Annotated in this window: 19 protein-coding genes and 1 pseudogene; 9 read left to right on the top strand and 11 right to left on the bottom strand. The window is 60.0% G+C overall.

From position 1 onward, the window contains the following. Positions 1-213 precede the first annotated feature (213 nt). The 3 genes from AB0N24_RS04330 to AB0N24_RS04320 all read right to left on the bottom strand — a co-directional run bounded on the left by AB0N24_RS04330 (position 214) and on the right by AB0N24_RS04320 (position 2,465). Positions 214-528 carry a hypothetical protein gene (locus tag AB0N24_RS04330; RefSeq protein ID WP_364120925.1) on the bottom strand — a complete coding sequence of 105 codons (315 nt, stop codon included), beginning with the start codon at positions 526-528 and terminating at the stop codon, positions 214-216. A 17-nt stretch (positions 529-545) separates the two neighbouring features. Beyond that, positions 546-818 (bottom strand): hypothetical protein, encoded by a 273-nt coding sequence (locus AB0N24_RS04325; RefSeq protein ID WP_364120922.1) that lies wholly within the window; start codon positions 816-818, stop codon positions 546-548. 1,299 nt (positions 819-2,117) lie between these two features. Beyond that, positions 2,118-2,465 (bottom strand): hypothetical protein, encoded by a 348-nt coding sequence (locus AB0N24_RS04320; protein ID WP_364120919.1) that lies wholly within the window; start codon positions 2,463-2,465, stop codon positions 2,118-2,120. 233 nt (positions 2,466-2,698) lie between these two features. Between AB0N24_RS04320 and AB0N24_RS04315 the strand changes: the two genes are divergently transcribed. Next, positions 2,699-3,529 carry a G1 family glutamic endopeptidase gene (locus AB0N24_RS04315; RefSeq protein WP_364120916.1) on the top strand — a complete coding sequence of 277 codons (831 nt, stop codon included), beginning with the start codon at positions 2,699-2,701 and terminating at the stop codon, positions 3,527-3,529. Here AB0N24_RS04315 and AB0N24_RS04310 read toward each other — a convergent pair. The 3 genes from AB0N24_RS04310 to AB0N24_RS04300 all read right to left on the bottom strand — a co-directional run bounded on the left by AB0N24_RS04310 (position 3,526) and on the right by AB0N24_RS04300 (position 4,815). After that, positions 3,526-3,648, bottom strand: a complete 123-nt coding sequence (locus tag AB0N24_RS04310; protein ID WP_364120913.1) for a hypothetical protein — start codon at positions 3,646-3,648, stop codon at positions 3,526-3,528. The genes AB0N24_RS04315 and AB0N24_RS04310 overlap by 4 nt on opposite strands. 266 nt (positions 3,649-3,914) lie before the next feature. Next, complete coding sequence (locus AB0N24_RS04305; RefSeq protein ID WP_364120910.1) at positions 3,915-4,226, bottom strand: tyrosine-type recombinase/integrase; 312 nt, start codon at positions 4,224-4,226, stop codon at positions 3,915-3,917. Beyond that, positions 4,165-4,815 carry a site-specific integrase gene (locus AB0N24_RS04300; protein WP_364121625.1) on the bottom strand — a complete coding sequence of 217 codons (651 nt, stop codon included), beginning with the start codon at positions 4,813-4,815 and terminating at the stop codon, positions 4,165-4,167. Before AB0N24_RS04300 ends, AB0N24_RS04305 begins: the two co-directional genes overlap by 62 nt. A 355-nt stretch (positions 4,816-5,170) precedes the next feature. Here AB0N24_RS04300 and AB0N24_RS04295 point away from each other — a divergent pair, with 355 nt between their 5' ends. After that, positions 5,171-5,395 (top strand): hypothetical protein, encoded by a 225-nt coding sequence (locus AB0N24_RS04295; protein ID WP_364120907.1) that lies wholly within the window; start codon positions 5,171-5,173, stop codon positions 5,393-5,395. A 204-nt stretch (positions 5,396-5,599) separates the two neighbouring features. Further along, positions 5,600-5,725, top strand: a complete 126-nt coding sequence (locus AB0N24_RS04290) for a hypothetical protein (protein WP_364120905.1) — start codon at positions 5,600-5,602, stop codon at positions 5,723-5,725. A 35-nt stretch (positions 5,726-5,760) separates the two neighbouring features. On the opposite strand, the gene AB0N24_RS04285 is transcribed toward AB0N24_RS04290, so the two are convergent. After that, complete coding sequence (locus AB0N24_RS04285) at positions 5,761-6,168, bottom strand: hypothetical protein (RefSeq protein WP_364120902.1); 408 nt, start codon at positions 6,166-6,168, stop codon at positions 5,761-5,763. Between the two features lie 90 nt (positions 6,169-6,258). Here AB0N24_RS04285 and AB0N24_RS04280 point away from each other — a divergent pair, with 90 nt between their 5' ends. Then, positions 6,259-6,561, top strand: a complete 303-nt coding sequence (locus AB0N24_RS04280) for a hypothetical protein (protein WP_364120899.1) — start codon at positions 6,259-6,261, stop codon at positions 6,559-6,561. Positions 6,562-6,636: 75 nt separating this feature from the next. On the opposite strand, the gene AB0N24_RS04275 is transcribed toward AB0N24_RS04280, so the two are convergent. Both AB0N24_RS04275 and AB0N24_RS04270 read right to left on the bottom strand, forming a co-directional pair. Next, complete coding sequence (locus tag AB0N24_RS04275) at positions 6,637-7,140, bottom strand: hypothetical protein (RefSeq protein ID WP_364120896.1); 504 nt, start codon at positions 7,138-7,140, stop codon at positions 6,637-6,639. 71 nt (positions 7,141-7,211) lie between these two features. Beyond that, entirely contained in the window at positions 7,212-7,463 is a 252-nt protein-coding gene (locus AB0N24_RS04270) for a hypothetical protein (RefSeq protein ID WP_364120893.1), read from the bottom strand. Positions 7,464-7,603: 140 nt separating this feature from the next. Between AB0N24_RS04270 and AB0N24_RS04265 the strand changes: the two genes are divergently transcribed. Beyond that, positions 7,604-8,308: an SOS response-associated peptidase gene (locus AB0N24_RS04265; RefSeq protein ID WP_364120890.1), complete on the top strand. Its 705-nt coding sequence runs from the start codon at positions 7,604-7,606 to the stop codon at positions 8,306-8,308. 50 nt (positions 8,309-8,358) lie between these two features. Next, positions 8,359-8,532, top strand: a complete 174-nt coding sequence (locus AB0N24_RS04260; protein WP_364120887.1) for a hypothetical protein — start codon at positions 8,359-8,361, stop codon at positions 8,530-8,532. 245 nt (positions 8,533-8,777) lie between these two features. Here the strand turns inward: AB0N24_RS04260 and AB0N24_RS04255 are convergent, their stop codons facing one another. Both AB0N24_RS04255 and AB0N24_RS04250 read right to left on the bottom strand, forming a co-directional pair. Further along, positions 8,778-9,800, bottom strand: coding sequence for a helix-turn-helix domain-containing protein (locus tag AB0N24_RS04255; RefSeq protein ID WP_364120885.1), 1,023 nt, complete (start codon positions 9,798-9,800; stop codon positions 8,778-8,780). 296 nt (positions 9,801-10,096) lie between these two features. Next, positions 10,097-10,948: pseudogene (locus AB0N24_RS04250) on the bottom strand (ROK family protein); the annotation flags it as partial. A 154-nt stretch (positions 10,949-11,102) separates the two neighbouring features. Between AB0N24_RS04250 and AB0N24_RS04245 the strand changes: the two are divergent. The 3 genes from AB0N24_RS04245 (at position 11,103) to AB0N24_RS04235 (ending at position 14,478) form a co-directional block, all read left to right on the top strand. Next, positions 11,103-12,146, top strand: a complete 1,044-nt coding sequence (locus AB0N24_RS04245; RefSeq protein WP_364120882.1) for a LacI family DNA-binding transcriptional regulator — start codon at positions 11,103-11,105, stop codon at positions 12,144-12,146. A 104-nt stretch (positions 12,147-12,250) separates the two neighbouring features. Then, positions 12,251-13,495, top strand: coding sequence for an anhydro-N-acetylmuramic acid kinase (locus AB0N24_RS04240; RefSeq protein WP_364120879.1), 1,245 nt, complete (start codon positions 12,251-12,253; stop codon positions 13,493-13,495). A gap of 29 nt (positions 13,496-13,524) precedes the next feature. After that, positions 13,525-14,478 carry a substrate-binding domain-containing protein gene (locus AB0N24_RS04235; protein ID WP_364120876.1) on the top strand — a complete coding sequence of 318 codons (954 nt, stop codon included), beginning with the start codon at positions 13,525-13,527 and terminating at the stop codon, positions 14,476-14,478. Positions 14,479-14,529: the final 51 nt, after the last annotated feature.

The following is a 14,529-nucleotide window of genomic DNA, read 5'->3' as shown; positions in this document are numbered from 1 at the left end:
CGCAAACGCTAGACGGATTTGCTCCCCGAAAGGAGATGACCTAAGCACCATCAAACCGGCGGATGCCCTCTTCGCCGCAACGGAGATCAACAGCCGCCCCAGAGCTGTGCTGAATTGGTCCAGCGCATCCGCCAAGTTTGCGACTTATCACGACGCAGCGGCCAAGTTAGCAGTATCTGGTTCTTCCGTCCCGTAAGGAGATCGCGTATCGCATCAGCTGGTAAATTGTCGGACCTTGAACACGATCGAGTCGAAGACGGCGCGTGCCTCTCGTGTCAGCTCCGGATTGATCGATTCGTGGAATTGGACCACCCAGAACATAGCGCGCTGGCCGTTCAGGTTGACCACCCGGTAGGTTTCGCGCTCAGCGACGCTCGAGTACCAGCGGGTGCATAGGTTCGAATATTCTGAGTGAACGCAAAACTGACCATTGTCGCAGGCTTTGATATCCACGTCGCCCTCGACGGAGTGGTCGAACTCGACGCCGGAGTAGTCGCCCACCACGACCTCGACGGGAGGGGTGCTCACGGTTGACGTCTGCGCCGTCAACGCGTCGACGAACGCTTAGCCGATGGATTGACCTCGACGAGCGCGCCCTGCCACGCGCATGCGTCCCTCGGCACATGGTCGGAGGGCCACCAACCCACGAAGACCGCCATTTCATCCGGGTGATCCGGGTCGTCCTTGCCCACGCCGGCGCCGCCTTCACTCACCCAGCCGTCTGGGACGGTGATCTCGAAATTCTCTGCGAAGCTGGTGACGAGGTATGTACCAGCGTCGATGTCGCCGCTCTCCGGCAGCGGTGGAACCGTGGGCACCGGTGGGACCGTGCGGGCCTCCGTAGTCGGTGCGGGGGATGGCGCCTCCGTAGTCGGTGCGGGGGATGGCGCCTCCGTAGTCGGTGCGGGGGATGGCGCCTCGGCGACGGTGCACCCCGAAAGGCCGAGGCAGACGGACAAGACTGATGTCATGGAGATGAAATGGCGTAGCAGCACACGCATGGAGGCCTCCAAAGGCAACCCTTATGCTGCGGACGTTACGCCCAGCCAACACTGACCGCAAGAGACGCCAGAAGCCAACGCTCCCCCATTTTGGATAACGGGAACGGATGGTGAGTCCCGCCGCCAGATCCGCTACGGGAGCGCGAGGTCCATGATCGGTGTGAAAACCATATCCTCGGTAGGATCGCGAGCAGGCAGCACCACGCCTCGCGGATCCTGGACAATGCGAGGCACTGGGGGTCTGCGCGGGTCCCGTCCGAGCCCGAGCGTCGCAGTCTGGGCGACGAGCGGGCGGGCGAACGCCGTTCCCATAACGCTGACCGGTCACTCCCGCCGCCATTCCCGTGAACCATCTTCGCGAATGTGCCGTCTGAGAGCCGTAGAACGAGCGCGTCTTCGCGCCCGCTCCGCAGCGGTTGATCGATAAAAGTCACGTTCACCCGCACAAACGAGTCCCAAACCTCATAGCTGGTCACATACCCCCGGACCCCCCGAGCCGTCCGGAACTACCACCTCGAACTCATGCCGCTCGGGAAGTAGCACGCGTTCGAGCCGAGGCGGCTCGCCCCCCATAGAGTGCACAGCGCCGATCATCGTCCCCATTTGTTTAGCTCCTGTGTCTGTCATCAGCGTGGCCCCATCCCGTTCGCGACACCTGATTCCTGATAGCAATCGGCTGTCAAGACTCCGGCTGCCCCGCTGCGGCACGTCCTGCTGTCCCGGTTTAGAATCCGTGCCGCAAGACACTCCCTCACGGGTCGCCCGTCAGACCAGGATTTCATTAGAGAAGGCCAGCATCCGGAGCCTTACTCATCCAATAAGACTCGCCTGCAAAACTGCCCGATGACGGTACCCGAAGGGCCACACCTCATTCCGGGAGTAGTACTAGTATTCGATCCCGGCCTCAGCAGGTATGTTCAAGGCAGACCCCTGTTGCGACGTCCGTGAGAAACCGACCAGCTTTGAGCTGTGCGGAGGGCTCCACCCAACCCACAATGGGCATAACCCGCAGCAGTAGTCGAATGTCACCGGTACGGTCCGCTCAAGGGGACGATGGGCCCCGGGACCATGGGGGAAAAGGCCGCTTGATGAAGCTCAGCAGATCCTCAATACGCGCTAGTCCCAGGCCTCCACAACGGTCTCACCGTCGGAAGCGACGTGCCGGCCGCCGTGACCTTCGTCCAGGGCGCAATACGCGGTGAAGATCCCGCTGCCGTCAACCTTCTCGCCACTGCAGTCACCGACATTGGTTTCGTCCAGCGGGAACGGCTCGCCCACAGTGATCGGGTCGCCGGGGCTACGCGGCGTTTCCCGGTGGGGCAGGAAGAGGCCCACGGCCGGACCGCCCACTGGTCCGGACAGCCGGTAAGTTCCGCCCTTCACGGCCATCGGCAGCTCGGATTCGTCAATGTCCTTGCGCTGCCCATGAAACGGGCCGCCGAGAAAGTCGCAGGTGATCTTCATGCCTTGGATCCTACCGGCAGTCGTCCACTCATCCAGGCTTCTGTCCCGCTGAACTGACTGGTGAACCGGGCAGTCCCCGGTTAGTGAATCCACCTTGACACCACGCTTGAGGCACTGCCACGATGATGGCCTCTCAAGCACCCGACGGCCTCCTAGCGCCGGCCACGGGCACCGGCTGGTCCACACGTGGATCATGGCCTCCAGCGACATCACCCGGCTCGGTGAGGACCATTATGAAGTACCAGAACACGCGGCCTCCGGCGCGTACTTTTCGCTCATGGAAGTCAGTCGTTCTCCTCGTTTGCGCACTGCTTGCTTTCCCCGCGACGAATGCGAATGCGGCACTCCCCGACGCTGGTTGGGCCGGCCCTGCCGGCGCGCCGGACGCCGCCTCAGCCAACAGGGCCAAAACAAACCCTGTCACCGACGTCACAATGCGGTTCACCGTCCCGGCTCTTGCCTGCGATAGAACCAAAGCTGAAGAACACGTTGGCATCTGGATAGGCATGGACAGTGACACAGATGCGTGGCACCCCTTGACGCAGGTGGGGCTGATCGGCTGGTGCCTGAAGGGTGATTTCATGGACTGGCACGGCTTCTGGGAAACGATTTCCAACAACCCCGCCACAGCAGATCCGCCGGCGACGAACATCCCTTCCATTGGCCATATCCAACCCGGATCTGTGGTCACCATTCGTCTGGACTACGTGCCGAATATCGCCCCGGACCTGTTCCTGGCTGATTTCAAGGTGTGGAACGGGTCGGTCGTGGCCAAATCCGCGACACAGTACATCCAGTCTCCATACTGGGCCTCCCGCTCAAGGGGAGAATGCATCACCGAGAGGCTTGGGAAGCCAGATAAGAGCCACTGGCCCGTAGCCCATTTCGGGGATTTCACCGCGAGCTGTGTGGTTGGAGCCACCACGGGAGCCGGCGCGCACGTTTCTGATTTTCTTCCGGACGGCTCCTCGGTCTGGTTCACCGCGAAGGAGCGCGGGAAGACCTACATCATCGCGAAGCCGCTGGGACAGTTCTCTATAAACTTCCACTGGCTCCTGTCCTAGGACGCGAGTAGCAGCCACAGGTCCACGGCCGAGCGTGCGGCCGCCAGCAGCAGCGCCGCCGCGGCGATCCAGACACCTGCGATCTGCCACGAGCCTGCCCTTGGTCTAGGTTCCGCCATAATCCTCCCGTCTTCCCTGCCTTGGTGGGGGAACCATCCTAGGCGGCAGGAGGGACGACGCGCCCGGCCGCGCGGGCGGTCCCGGGGGCCGCATGCACAGCCGTTCCACACCTTCCGCGGAACCGCCAGGCAGGACTGTGGATAAGCAGCTCTCGCCCGTCCACAGGAAAGTCATCGGCGTGCCGCGGGCGCCGGGCGCGTCGCTCGGGAGGCCCGCAGTTGATCCGCTGCGTCGAACGAGCGTGACTAAAGATATGGTTCGGGCTTCACGCCAGTGCCCGTGCGACGTCGTAGCCGGCCGACTTCGCCAGCTTGTGCCGTGATCTGTCATAGCGTCTCGTGGTCCGCGGATCCGCATGTCCCAGGCTGTCCTGCAGATCGTGGAGAGCTACCCCGTTGTCCAGAGCGCTCGTGGCAAAGGTGTGGCGCAGACTGTGCGGACTGATCTGACCGTCAACACCGGCTTTGCGGGCCAGCCGTTGAACCGTGCGGAGTGCCTCTGAGCGATTCCAGGCTCTACCTGTTCTGGTGGTGAAGAGCGGCAGGCTCCGCACCGGGCCCCAAGATAGGAACCACATCAGCCCCGGACATGCCCAGGTAAAGGTTCAGCGCTTCGACCGCAGGAGCCGGAACCGCCACCTTGGCCGTCTTGCCGCCCTTGCGCTGGATGCTCAGCGTCCGGTGGCCTGCGTCGTGGCCATAACTGGCTGTCGTGGCATTCAGGGCTTCGCTGATCCGGACGCCGGTGAACAGCAGAACGTTAATCAGGGCATTGGAGCGCAAGCCATCCACCTTGGCCACCCGCAGCATCGCCTTTGCCTGGTCCCGTGTAAGTCCCTGCGTCGGGCTGTGGTCCGTGTCCACTTTCGGGCGGGTGACCGTCTGCACCGGATTGAGGTGGGTGACGTCCTCTGTCATCGCGTACCGGTAGAAGCTCGACAACGCGGCCAGTGTCCTGGCCACCGTGGAAGGTGCTCCGGCCAGCGTGTGCCGGTACCCGTCCACGTGCACCCGGCGCACCGTGAACAGATCGAGGTTGTGGCTGTCCAACCACAAACAGTAGTCGCGCAGATTTCGGGTATAAGCAGCCAGCGTGTGCCGCGAAACCTGAGCCAATTGCCACGCCGCAATTATTTGGGCGTGTCTTTCGGCGTTTCCGGCAATCACGGTGTTATAAGCGAGGTCCACACTCCACCTTCCCACACCATAAGTGACATTATGGTGTGGATTTGGAGCGTGTTGAGAATTCTTCAAAAAACCTCAGATTCGGCCTATTTTCGCTTGACGGTGATTGCGCTTCTGATGTAAGCCTTCGCGGGACAAGAAATAAGAAGCCGGAAAGTATGGTGCTTTCCGGCTTCTTCATTTAATATCCCGAGGGCTCGCTGACCCGGTCGTCAGCCGGCCACCGTCCTGCACTGTCCGAGATGTGGGCCAAGGAGAAGAATGAAGCCACGACCATGAGCGACAGCCCGGCCTACCTGACCGGCCGCGAGGTCGAGGCGACAAAGGTGGAGGAAACATGAGCGACTTGAGGCACCTGCCGGTGGGCACCCGTGTCCGGGTGGGCTTCGCACTGATCTACGAGAAGGTCCCTGGCGGCATGTGGCGCAGCCGCAGGCGCAAGGCCATGCATAACTGGATCACTGACGAGCAGTTGATCGAACTGCTCGTCGGGAAGCGCAAGGAGGCAGAGGAGATAAGAGCCAGAGCGGAGGCGAAAGAAAGGGACGCGGCGTCTGCTTAGTGACGGCACGCCCGGGTGAGTCGACGCGCCGTGAGATTTCTGTGGACGGCTGACTGCCCTGGATCCACAGCTGGTTGCCCCGCCGGTCCGGCGCCTGTGTACGTCCTGTGCAGAAGCGATACCAGGGCTTGCTCCCACTCCTCCGGCAGTCGGCAGCCGCCTCTACGATGGTTCTCCCACACGGAGTAGAAGGCAGGAGAACCATTGAGCGAAGAGCCACGACCGCGTGCCAACAGCTGGCAGATCGCCGGCGTGTGGATCTCCGCCGCTGCCCTGGTAATCGCGGCCGCCAGGGCAGGCCTTGACCTTTGGCTACTGCTCAGGCCGTGACAACGTGACGGGCTGTCGGCGTCCGGGTTGCATGATCAGTCGTCATCGTCGGGACTCCCAGAGTTGACGACCTCACGCGCCGACAATAGCCCGTCTTTTATGGCGTCAAGGTTGTAATTGGCCCACGAGATCGAAAGCTTTCCATCCTCTATGCCCTCGCTCAGTATGAGGTAATCCGTAAGAGAAATTCCCATTTCAGCGGCCCTGCTGCTATCAGATCGAGACAATTCATTGTTTTCAGTGTTTTCGTCGTTTTCACTGTCCTCGTCGGATTCAGTACGAGCGATCGAAAAAACAGCCACTGCCGCAAACAATGCTGCACCGCCGACTAATCCAACTTTCTTAATCCTGCGAATTCTTGCCGCCGTGCACTCTTCACAACGTGCACCTTTGTGATCTTCAGGGAGTTCGCTGCTGCATTTCTTGCAGAGTTTCTGTTCCATGGTGTTCCTACTCCCCCAGTCATCGGTCGCCTCAGATGTCCGGAACGCTCAGGATAAGGTCGAACAATCGACCATAGATGGGAGACGAGCATGAGCCAGACCAAGAGCACAAAGTGCTACATCGAAGAGTACAAGAACGAGCAGGGCCAGCTGAGCGCTCTCCTTCGTGAGAAGGGGACGGGTCGCAAAGTGGATCTGGGCTTGACGTTGGACGGCAAGCAGCACTTTCTTCGGTTCCTGACTGCTGCGGGTGCAAACAAGGCCGCGATGCCTGGCGTGTTCAGCAAAGAAGATGAGGAAGACTGCATCGTCGTCTCTGGCGACCTCGATTTCGATGCACCTGATGAGATCAGGTTTATCTACAACGAGAAGCTCTCCTACCTGTTCGCCTGACCTGACGAGCAGTTAGTCGAACCAGCCTCCGCTCAGTGATGGCCCGCACCGGTTCACGGCCGCTGAGTCCAGCCATTACTGAAACTCCGATTTATAACTGTAGTCGGGGAGGTAATAGCAGTCAGACGTGGAGTGTATTTCCAGGGTGTTTGGTGAACTCTCGTCAAAGGACAGGAAGACATATCCGCCGTCCGTATGTGCCAGTTCGAGTCGATCAACACCGTTGGTGAAGTGGTTATCGCCAGGCTTCCATCCCTCGGCTGTCATGTGCTTGAGGATGTCATCCAGAAGTTGAGTCTGGTCCACGTCGCCGCTGAGCTCGATCCACCGCATATCACTGGACTTCCACTCCCCGTCATGGCTGTTGTCCTTGGGACGCGAACAGCTGGATAGCTCATCGGGGCTATCCGAGGTCTGGACGGATGCTACTGGAAACATTGCCTGGATTTCATCCACGGCGGAGCTGATCATCGGCTTGACCTCCCTCAGCGTTTCGCTCTGGTCGGTACGTGGCACGCAGGAGATCAAAGCTGGTGCCAAGACCAATGCGCAGAGTGCTGTAACCAGGCCAATTTTCATGTGTCCCTTTCGGTGGCAATATTTGGCCCGGTGGGGCTGCGGGACGGTCTGACATGTCCTGAACCCTATCTTCAGTGAAGGCCGACGCGGCCGATGACGTGTCCACGGAGCTGACGATACTTGTCCACAAACACATCCCAGTCCAGTCCGTCGGTCTGGCCACGTTCCTGGGCAGCAGCGCAAGCGCGTCGGGTGAGGCCGTCCCAATCACCGCGTTCGAGCAGGGCGGCGCACGCGTCGCAGCTCTGCCAGTCGCCCACATTCTGACCGACACCGGCCGCGTTGCACGCGGCGGTCGGCGCCAACGAGGAACTTCTGGTCACCGGCAAGGATCGGAAATGACGAGCACGCTTGCGCCGGCTCCAATGCTGGTATTGGTGTCGCGATCCAGCACAAAGTCCTGGCCCGCCACTGAGCTTGGCTAAACTCAACCCCGATGCGCCGAGTCAGGCAGAATGGCCTCATGTGCGGCAGATATGTGATGTCCAAGGCCACCGGTGACCTTCTGAGCTACTTCGACGCCAAGGAGGTGGAAGGCACCCCTCCCCCGCCAAGCTGGAACGTCGCACCGACGCAGAATGTCCCCATCGTGGCGGAGCGATTAGACGAGGGCAGCATCGAGCGACATCTGCTTGTGGCCCGCTGGGGCCTGGTGCCGTCCTGGGCCAAGGACCTCAAGATCGGCTCCAAACTGATCAACGCCCGCAGCGAGACCATCCTGGAGAAGCCGTCGTTCCGCAAGGCGGCAGTGAAAAGACGCGGAATCCTCCCAGCCGACGGTTATTTCGAGTGGCAGAAGACTGAGGACGGCAAGAAGATCCCCAACTACCTGTACTCGGAGAAAGAGCCTTTACTCGGCTTCGCCGGCCTCTATGAATGGTGGGCTGACCCGTCGCTGCCCGAGGATGATCCGGCACGGTGGCTGCTCAGCTGCACGGTGCTCACCACGACCACCCAGGACGCCCTGGGACACGTCCATGACAGGTCGCCAGTCATCATCCCCGGGGACCGGTTCGCTGAGTGGCTGGACCCGGACCTGACCGACAAGAACGACATTCAGCATCTGCTGGGCTCCCTGCCTGAGCCGACCCTGACTCCGCGGATCGTCAGTGCGAGGGTAAACAGCGTCCGGAACAACGGGCCCGAGCTGATCGAGCCAGCTGCATGAGCAGAGACTTCACGGTCACAGCTGCGTTCCCGAACGGACTGATGTGGCTCATGTCAGAAGACAAAGAACAGTTGCAGATTCCGGACGTTGACGGTATTGCCAACTTCTGGACCAGCAGGAACGCCTGGGGCGTGGCCGTGCAGCATGATGCAGAGGGCGAGATGCAGCTGAGCATCGGCCGGCAGCCGCCACAGGACACGTCCCTGACGCTGCACACTGAATAGTCGTCTCGTCCTTGACCGTTTTGTGGCCGGCAATGTCAGGAAAATGGCTCATCAACGGACCACCCGAAGGCAGCATTGACAAGGCCAACTTCACTATCGTTTCTTCGCACTCATTTGACGTGAGGCGGTCAACGATCGCGGCGCAAGGCGTGGGTGGGTGAAGGTTTTGGTCCAGCCGGAGAAATGATTCGTTTGAGGCGATGGCGAGGGAGTTCTTTAGCGCCCTCCGCCAACTCGATCAGGCGCTAGGGGATCAGCGACTCCCGCAGCTGTTGGAGCGCAACACGAACTCCGGTCTCGGATCGGTGGATCTCCCTCACATTCATCCCGGTAAACTCTTTCACCGCACGACGCATGCTTTGCACGTTGTTAAATCCGCACGACGCCGCAATTTCTGAGTAGGTGATCCTTTGGGCGTCGGCCTGCAGGAGGAGCTCCAGCGCTCTGCGCGTTCTCAAAGCGCGTATACGCTCACCCAAGTGGAGTTCTTCATTCTCGAAAAAGTAGAACAGAGAGCGACGGGAGAGATTGAACCTTTCGGCGACCATTGCCACGTCCAGATCGGGGTTGTCATAGCTGGCCTCAAGGTACTTCTTCACCGCCCGACTTAGGGCTGGTTTCTTCGCCTCATCGTCGACCGGCGTTTCGAGCAGGGAGCCCACCAGAGTCGCCATCACGGATCTGAGGATGTCGGCGGTTCCCGACACCTCCCGGTCGATGCCCGGCCGCTTCCAACTCAACAGAGCAGGAATCACGAAAGTGCCCACAATTGGATGCTTTGCGACGTCAGGCAGGCGAAGCAGGAAGCCTAGCGCGGCCTCGCTCACACCTAGGCTGCTGCGGTCGATGTTGATCTGCAAGGCGTGAAAGCCCTCGGGCGCATCAAAGCTGCCGCCCAGCGAAGTATCGATGAACCTGACAGTGCCCGGTGACACTGGCTCGGGCACGCCGTTGAGAGCGAGGGTTAAGGCCGGCGCCTTCCTGAAGTAGGCCAGGCGCAGATCCCTAGTGTCAGGATTCGGCGCCCACGAGCCCAAAGCCGGGGCGTTGACCATTTCTATGAGGCTGAAACCTGGCCCGGCAAGACTAATGGCCGAAGGAGTGAAAGGCAGGCGAACAGCATGTGCCGACCTTTCCAACCGCATCGGAGTTTCGACAGCGCTGCCGTACCACGTTCGCCAATGTTCGAACCTTTGTTCGGGACTGAGCCCCTCCGGAACTGCATATCGTCGCAGCTGACCGCTGTTCTCGGTAGCAGATTGAGGCATGCCATCCTCCTTTTTCACCAGCGTGAAGCTTCATGGCGCTCCCCTTGAATGGCCACGACGTCTTGAGGCAGCGGTTGCGCGCACGCAAGGCTGGCCAGAAACCACAGCCGTTAGGCGTATTTTACCTGTATACATCTTTATTTGGTGCGTTGATGGTTCAGTCCCGGCGCCCCAATACGACCGGTTTTGTCGCCGCCTTGGCTTGGGTGAGCATGCCGTTGGATAGGGCGCGGGCTCGTGCGATATGCTCCGCTCCACACGAGGAGCCATTAGCCATGGCGCGCGCGTCGTCCACATCATAGTTGGAAAGGTGGCCAAAGAAATGCGCGGTGCAAGTAACTGGCCACGGGGTCACGGAGTGAAGGCTGGGATGCTTGGGCGACGCGTTCCACATTCTGCAGATCGGTTTTTAGGTGTCCGCCGGGATGCAGCGTGGTTGCACGGTCATTGAGTCGTTCAGGGGCGAGGGCATGTTCGATGGCCAAGATGCTGGCCCCCACGACTCCAGCTTCCGGGCCGGTTTCGGATTGGGTGATATTCAGGTGCTGGGTCGACAACGGCGTTGAGCGTGAATAGACGGTTTCACGGATTCCGGCGATCAGATGTTCTCCGGATAGTGCAAGCGATCCGCCGACGACAATCAGGGAAGGGTTGATGAGGCTCACACACATGTTGAGCATTTCTCCGATGTCGCGGCCAGCCTGCCGGACGGCTTGAATAGCAGCCAAATCGCCGGAACGGACGAGTGAAACGACGTCGTTTGCGGTGGTTGCTTCGAGTCCGTTTTCGCGGAGCTGGGCGGCGACGGCCGGAGCGCCTGCGATGGCCTTCAGGCAGGCAGTCTTGCCACAGCGACATTGAATTCCTGCCGCCTTGGAAACGGCAATGTGACTGACGTCTCCTGCGACTCCTGCCGCGCCTCGCTGCAAGATTCCTCCACTAATAACGCCCGAGCCGATGCCGGTGGCGACTTTAAGGAAGATCATGTTGTCCTCATTGGGCCAGCGTTTAGCCCGCTCGCCGAGGGCCATAATGTTGACATCGTTATCGACGAGTACGGGAACGTCAAAGGTCTGCTGAACGTAAGCGGGGACATCGAATCCGTCCCCTCCCGGCATGATCGGAGGCACTCGTTCCCGTCCACTCGTCGATGCCGGCAGCATCAAAAAGTGCAACTTCGGTGTGCAGTCCATCGTCATCAGCGTCAAAAGGTGCAGACTTTTGCTGGGTGACTGACAGCTCGGCAGGCCTCCGGTTAGTGTCATAACACTTGGAAACCTAATCGTTTAGGAGAACGTGGCAATGAAGGCACCGAACGGACGTCCCACCCTGAAGGATGTCAGCGTCGCCACGGGGTTTTCCACGTACACCGTCTCGCGGGCGCTGGCAGATCTGCCGGGAGTCTCGGAAAAGACCCGGCTCTTCGTTCGCGAAGCTGCCGCCGATGTAGGCTACGTTCCCAACCGGCTTGCACAGACTCTTAAGCAGAAATCCAGCAGTGCTATCGGCTTCCTTACGGCCAATAACTCCAACCCTTTCTATTCTGCTCTGGTCAATGCCTTTGAAGAAGTTGTCATTCCTCAGGGCTTTCATTGCATTGTCTCTGATGCGACCGACCATGGACACTATAGCGAGGAGCGCGAGTCCAGGTTCCTCGAGAACCTCTTGGAACAGCGTGTGGCCGGAGTGGCGCTGACCTACCAGCCGATTAGCGCCCAAATGCGTCGCTTGTCGGACTGGGGCCTTCCTGTTGTGTTTGTCGACAGCAATGCGCCTGCGGACCACCCGGAAATTCCGGCGGTCTTCGCGGACGGGGAGGACGTGAGCTTCGCCGTCGGCATGCACTTCTTTGAACACGGTTACATGGACTGGTTATTCGTTGGGCACCCCACGACGTGGCCAACGCGTATCACCCGAGAGAAGGGCATCAGACGGGCCGCTCGTGCGACCGGTGCGCGCCTGACAGTTATTGAAGGGCATAACGACATAGATGATGCCCAGGCCGCGGTCGAGAGATATCTGGGCTCGGTTGCGACACCGCCTCGTGCCATTTTTGTTGGCAACGAGCCACTCCTAACGGGGGCAATGCGTGCTCTGCGCAAGGCTAGGTTGCGAGTGCCTGCGGATGTGGCGCTCATTGGTTATGACGCCTTCGCATGGGCAGAACTCCTGACGCCGGCCATTACCCTGGTCGACCAGGGGATCGAGACGATGGGTCGTCTTGCGGGCAACCGCATGCTCTACGAAATCAACCGGGCCAACGGCGTGGAGGCCGGCGGCACTCCGAGCATGGGCTTGCCCCCGTCCCGGTTGATCATCCGCGAATCCTGCGGCTGCTCGAAGTAGCGAAAAAACTCAACGAATAAAACATCACTCCACCAAAAAAACTAAACGTTTAGCGTGACCCGGATCACCCGGGGACGCGTGACGCAGAGAGAAAGACGAACACAATGGCAAAAATGATCGGACTCAACAGCGGGACCTCCCTCGACGGGATCGACGCCGTTCTGGTTGAGATAGAAATCGGCGCAGATGGGCAGCCGACTCCCCCAAGATTCCTCGACGGGCTCTCCATCCAGTGGCCTGAAGAAGTCGAGAAGGTCATGCTCGACGTTTTCGCAAACAAAGTGGATATGGAAGGACTCGGCCGACTGAATTACGTGGCAGGGGCGGTGTTCGCGAATGCCGCCAGGACACTGATGGACAAGCTAAATCTGTCCCCGAGCGAGGTTCTGGGGATTGGCGTGGACGGCCAAACCATCTACCAGGAGCAGCCCGACCATGCTCGCATCGGCCGGCTCAGCGCCCACGAGAAATCAGACCTCGTTTCCCGTTGGTTCGACGGCCCATACCCGATCTGCTACCAGCTCGGCGAATCCAACGTCATCGCGGCGCACACCAACATCTCGACCGTCACGCACTTTCGCCAGGCCGACCACGCCTTCGGCGGTAACGGGGCTCCGATGATGCAATACCTAGACTGGGTGATGTTCAAGGAGCACGCGCCAGCGCTCACCCTGAACATCGGAGGCATCGCCAACATCCAGTACGTCGAATACGACCGATCGAAGATGATCGCCTTCGACACTGGCCCCGGCAATGTTCTCCTTGACCACGCCTGCCGCGAACTCTTCGGCGTCGGATACGACAAGGATGGAGAACTATCCGCATCCGGGACAGTGCACGAGGAGATGCTGGCCGAGCTCATGCAGCACCCGTTCTTCTGCCGCAAGCTGCCCCGCTCAGCGTGGCGGAACGACTTTTCATCGACTTACGGTGACTCAATCCTCAAGAAGTATTCGCATGTCGCGAAGGCAGACATCATGTCAACGTTCTGCGTATTCACCGCGGAAGCAATCGCGAAGAGCCTGCAGGACAACGTGCCCGATCTGGACCGAATGTCTGAAATCGTAGCCAGCGGCGGTGGAGTCTTCAACCCCACCCTCATGGCAGCAATCGCGGACAGGTTGCCCGGGAAATTGAAACTTGTGACGAGCGATAAATACGGCATCCCGCCGCAGTTCAAGGAAGCAGTCAAGTTTGCTGCCCTTGGATTCGCAGCGCTGAACAGCATCGCGAACAACATCCCGGCCGCCAGCCACGCGGATCACTACGCCGTCATGGGCAAAATCGCAATCGCCCCCCGCCACGCCAAGGCGAGCGGCCGGCTGCCCAACGACGAAAACAACTGGTAACACCCACTTACGACTCAAAGGAGAGTCCCGTGCACATCAAGAAGACCATCATCGCCGGACTGACCATTTCCCTTCTGGCTTTGACCACAGCATGTTCATCCGGTAAAGCCGCAGAAACTGACAAGCCCCGTATAGCGTTCTCATTCGGCCAGAATGAGCACCCCTTCTTTATCGCCATGAAAAAGGGAGCGGAGGACGCAGCAAAGGAACTCGGAGTTGATCTGAGCACCTCGAGCGCCGACTCCAAACTGGAAACCCAGGTCGCCAACATCGAGAACAACCTCCAGCAGCATGTTGACGCCATACTCGTAAACCCGATCGACTCCGAAGCGCTCGCCACCACCGTGGTCCAGGCCACCACTGCCGGCGTGCCGGTCTTCACGGTCGACGTCAACGTTGTGGGCGCCGACGTGTCCTCATTTGTCGCCTCGGACAACACTCAAATCGGGCGCATGGCCGCCACGAACATCATTGAAAAACTCAACGGCAAGGGCAGCGTGGCTGTCCTTGGATGGCCGACGATCACATCGACCCGCGATCGCCAGCAGGGCTTCATGGAAGAACTCCAGAAGGCGCCGGGCATCAAGGTAGTTGCCACCTCCGGAGGCGCCACTGATCGCGCCGCCGCGCTCGATTCCGCTGAGAACATCCTTCAGAGCAATCCGGGACTGGACGCTATTTTCGGCGTGAATGAATCCGGTGCCTTGGGTGCGCTTGGTGCGGCGGACGCGCAGGGAAAGACGGGTGTCTACATTGTGGGCGTTGACGCAACACCTGATCTTCTCGAAGCCATTGGCAAGGGCACGCAGGTCAAGGCTGCGATCGCCCAGGATCCGTACCAGATGGGAAAGACAGCGGTGGAACAGGCCGTCGCGCAACTGGCTGGCAAGACGGTCGAGAAAAAGGTGAACGTGCCCATCGACCTGGTCACCAAGGAAAACGTGCAGAAATTCATCGACCGTGAAGCGGCCTACGCAAAATGACCTTCCAGGCCAAACACACCCAGGACACGTCAGCATGCTGCCGCCGGCGCT

Origin of the sequence: Arthrobacter sp. NPDC093128, from assembly GCF_040683875.1 — a bacterium.
Taxonomy (GTDB): domain Bacteria; phylum Actinomycetota; class Actinomycetes; order Actinomycetales; family Micrococcaceae; genus Arthrobacter.
Note: the sequence above shows the minus strand (reverse complement) of the source record. Positions and strands in the feature narration are given on the sequence as shown.

What these genes read in the sequence shown, in the direction of transcription:
- AB0N24_RS04320 (WP_364120919.1), bottom strand. Translation starts at nt 2,465, where the DNA reads ATGAAGATCACCTGCGACTTTCTCGGCGGCCCGTTTCATGGGCAGCGC.
- AB0N24_RS04260 (WP_364120887.1), top strand. Translation starts at nt 8,359, where the DNA reads ATGTCAGAAGACAAAGAACAGTTGCAGATTCCGGACGTTGACGGTATT.
- AB0N24_RS04240 (WP_364120879.1), top strand. Translation starts at nt 12,251, where the DNA reads ATGGCAAAAATGATCGGACTCAACAGCGGGACCTCCCTCGACGGGATC.
- AB0N24_RS04305 (WP_364120910.1), bottom strand. Translation starts at nt 4,226, where the DNA reads ATGTGGTTCCTATCTTGGGGCCCGGTGCGGAGCCTGCCGCTCTTCACC.
- AB0N24_RS04280 (WP_364120899.1), top strand. Translation starts at nt 6,259, where the DNA reads ATGAGCCAGACCAAGAGCACAAAGTGCTACATCGAAGAGTACAAGAAC.
- AB0N24_RS04315 (WP_364120916.1), top strand. Translation starts at nt 2,699, where the DNA reads ATGAAGTACCAGAACACGCGGCCTCCGGCGCGTACTTTTCGCTCATGG.
- AB0N24_RS04275 (WP_364120896.1), bottom strand. Translation starts at nt 7,140, where the DNA reads ATGAAAATTGGCCTGGTTACAGCACTCTGCGCATTGGTCTTGGCACCA.
- AB0N24_RS04255 (WP_364120885.1), bottom strand. Translation starts at nt 9,800, where the DNA reads ATGCCTCAATCTGCTACCGAGAACAGCGGTCAGCTGCGACGATATGCA.
- AB0N24_RS04285 (WP_364120902.1), bottom strand. Translation starts at nt 6,168, where the DNA reads ATGGAACAGAAACTCTGCAAGAAATGCAGCAGCGAACTCCCTGAAGAT.
- AB0N24_RS04310 (WP_364120913.1), bottom strand. Translation starts at nt 3,648, where the DNA reads ATGGCGGAACCTAGACCAAGGGCAGGCTCGTGGCAGATCGCAGGTGTC.
- AB0N24_RS04265 (WP_364120890.1), top strand. Translation starts at nt 7,604, where the DNA reads ATGTGCGGCAGATATGTGATGTCCAAGGCCACCGGTGACCTTCTGAGC.
- AB0N24_RS04245 (WP_364120882.1), top strand. Translation starts at nt 11,103, where the DNA reads ATGAAGGCACCGAACGGACGTCCCACCCTGAAGGATGTCAGCGTCGCC.
- AB0N24_RS04295 (WP_364120907.1), top strand. Translation starts at nt 5,171, where the DNA reads ATGAGCGACTTGAGGCACCTGCCGGTGGGCACCCGTGTCCGGGTGGGC.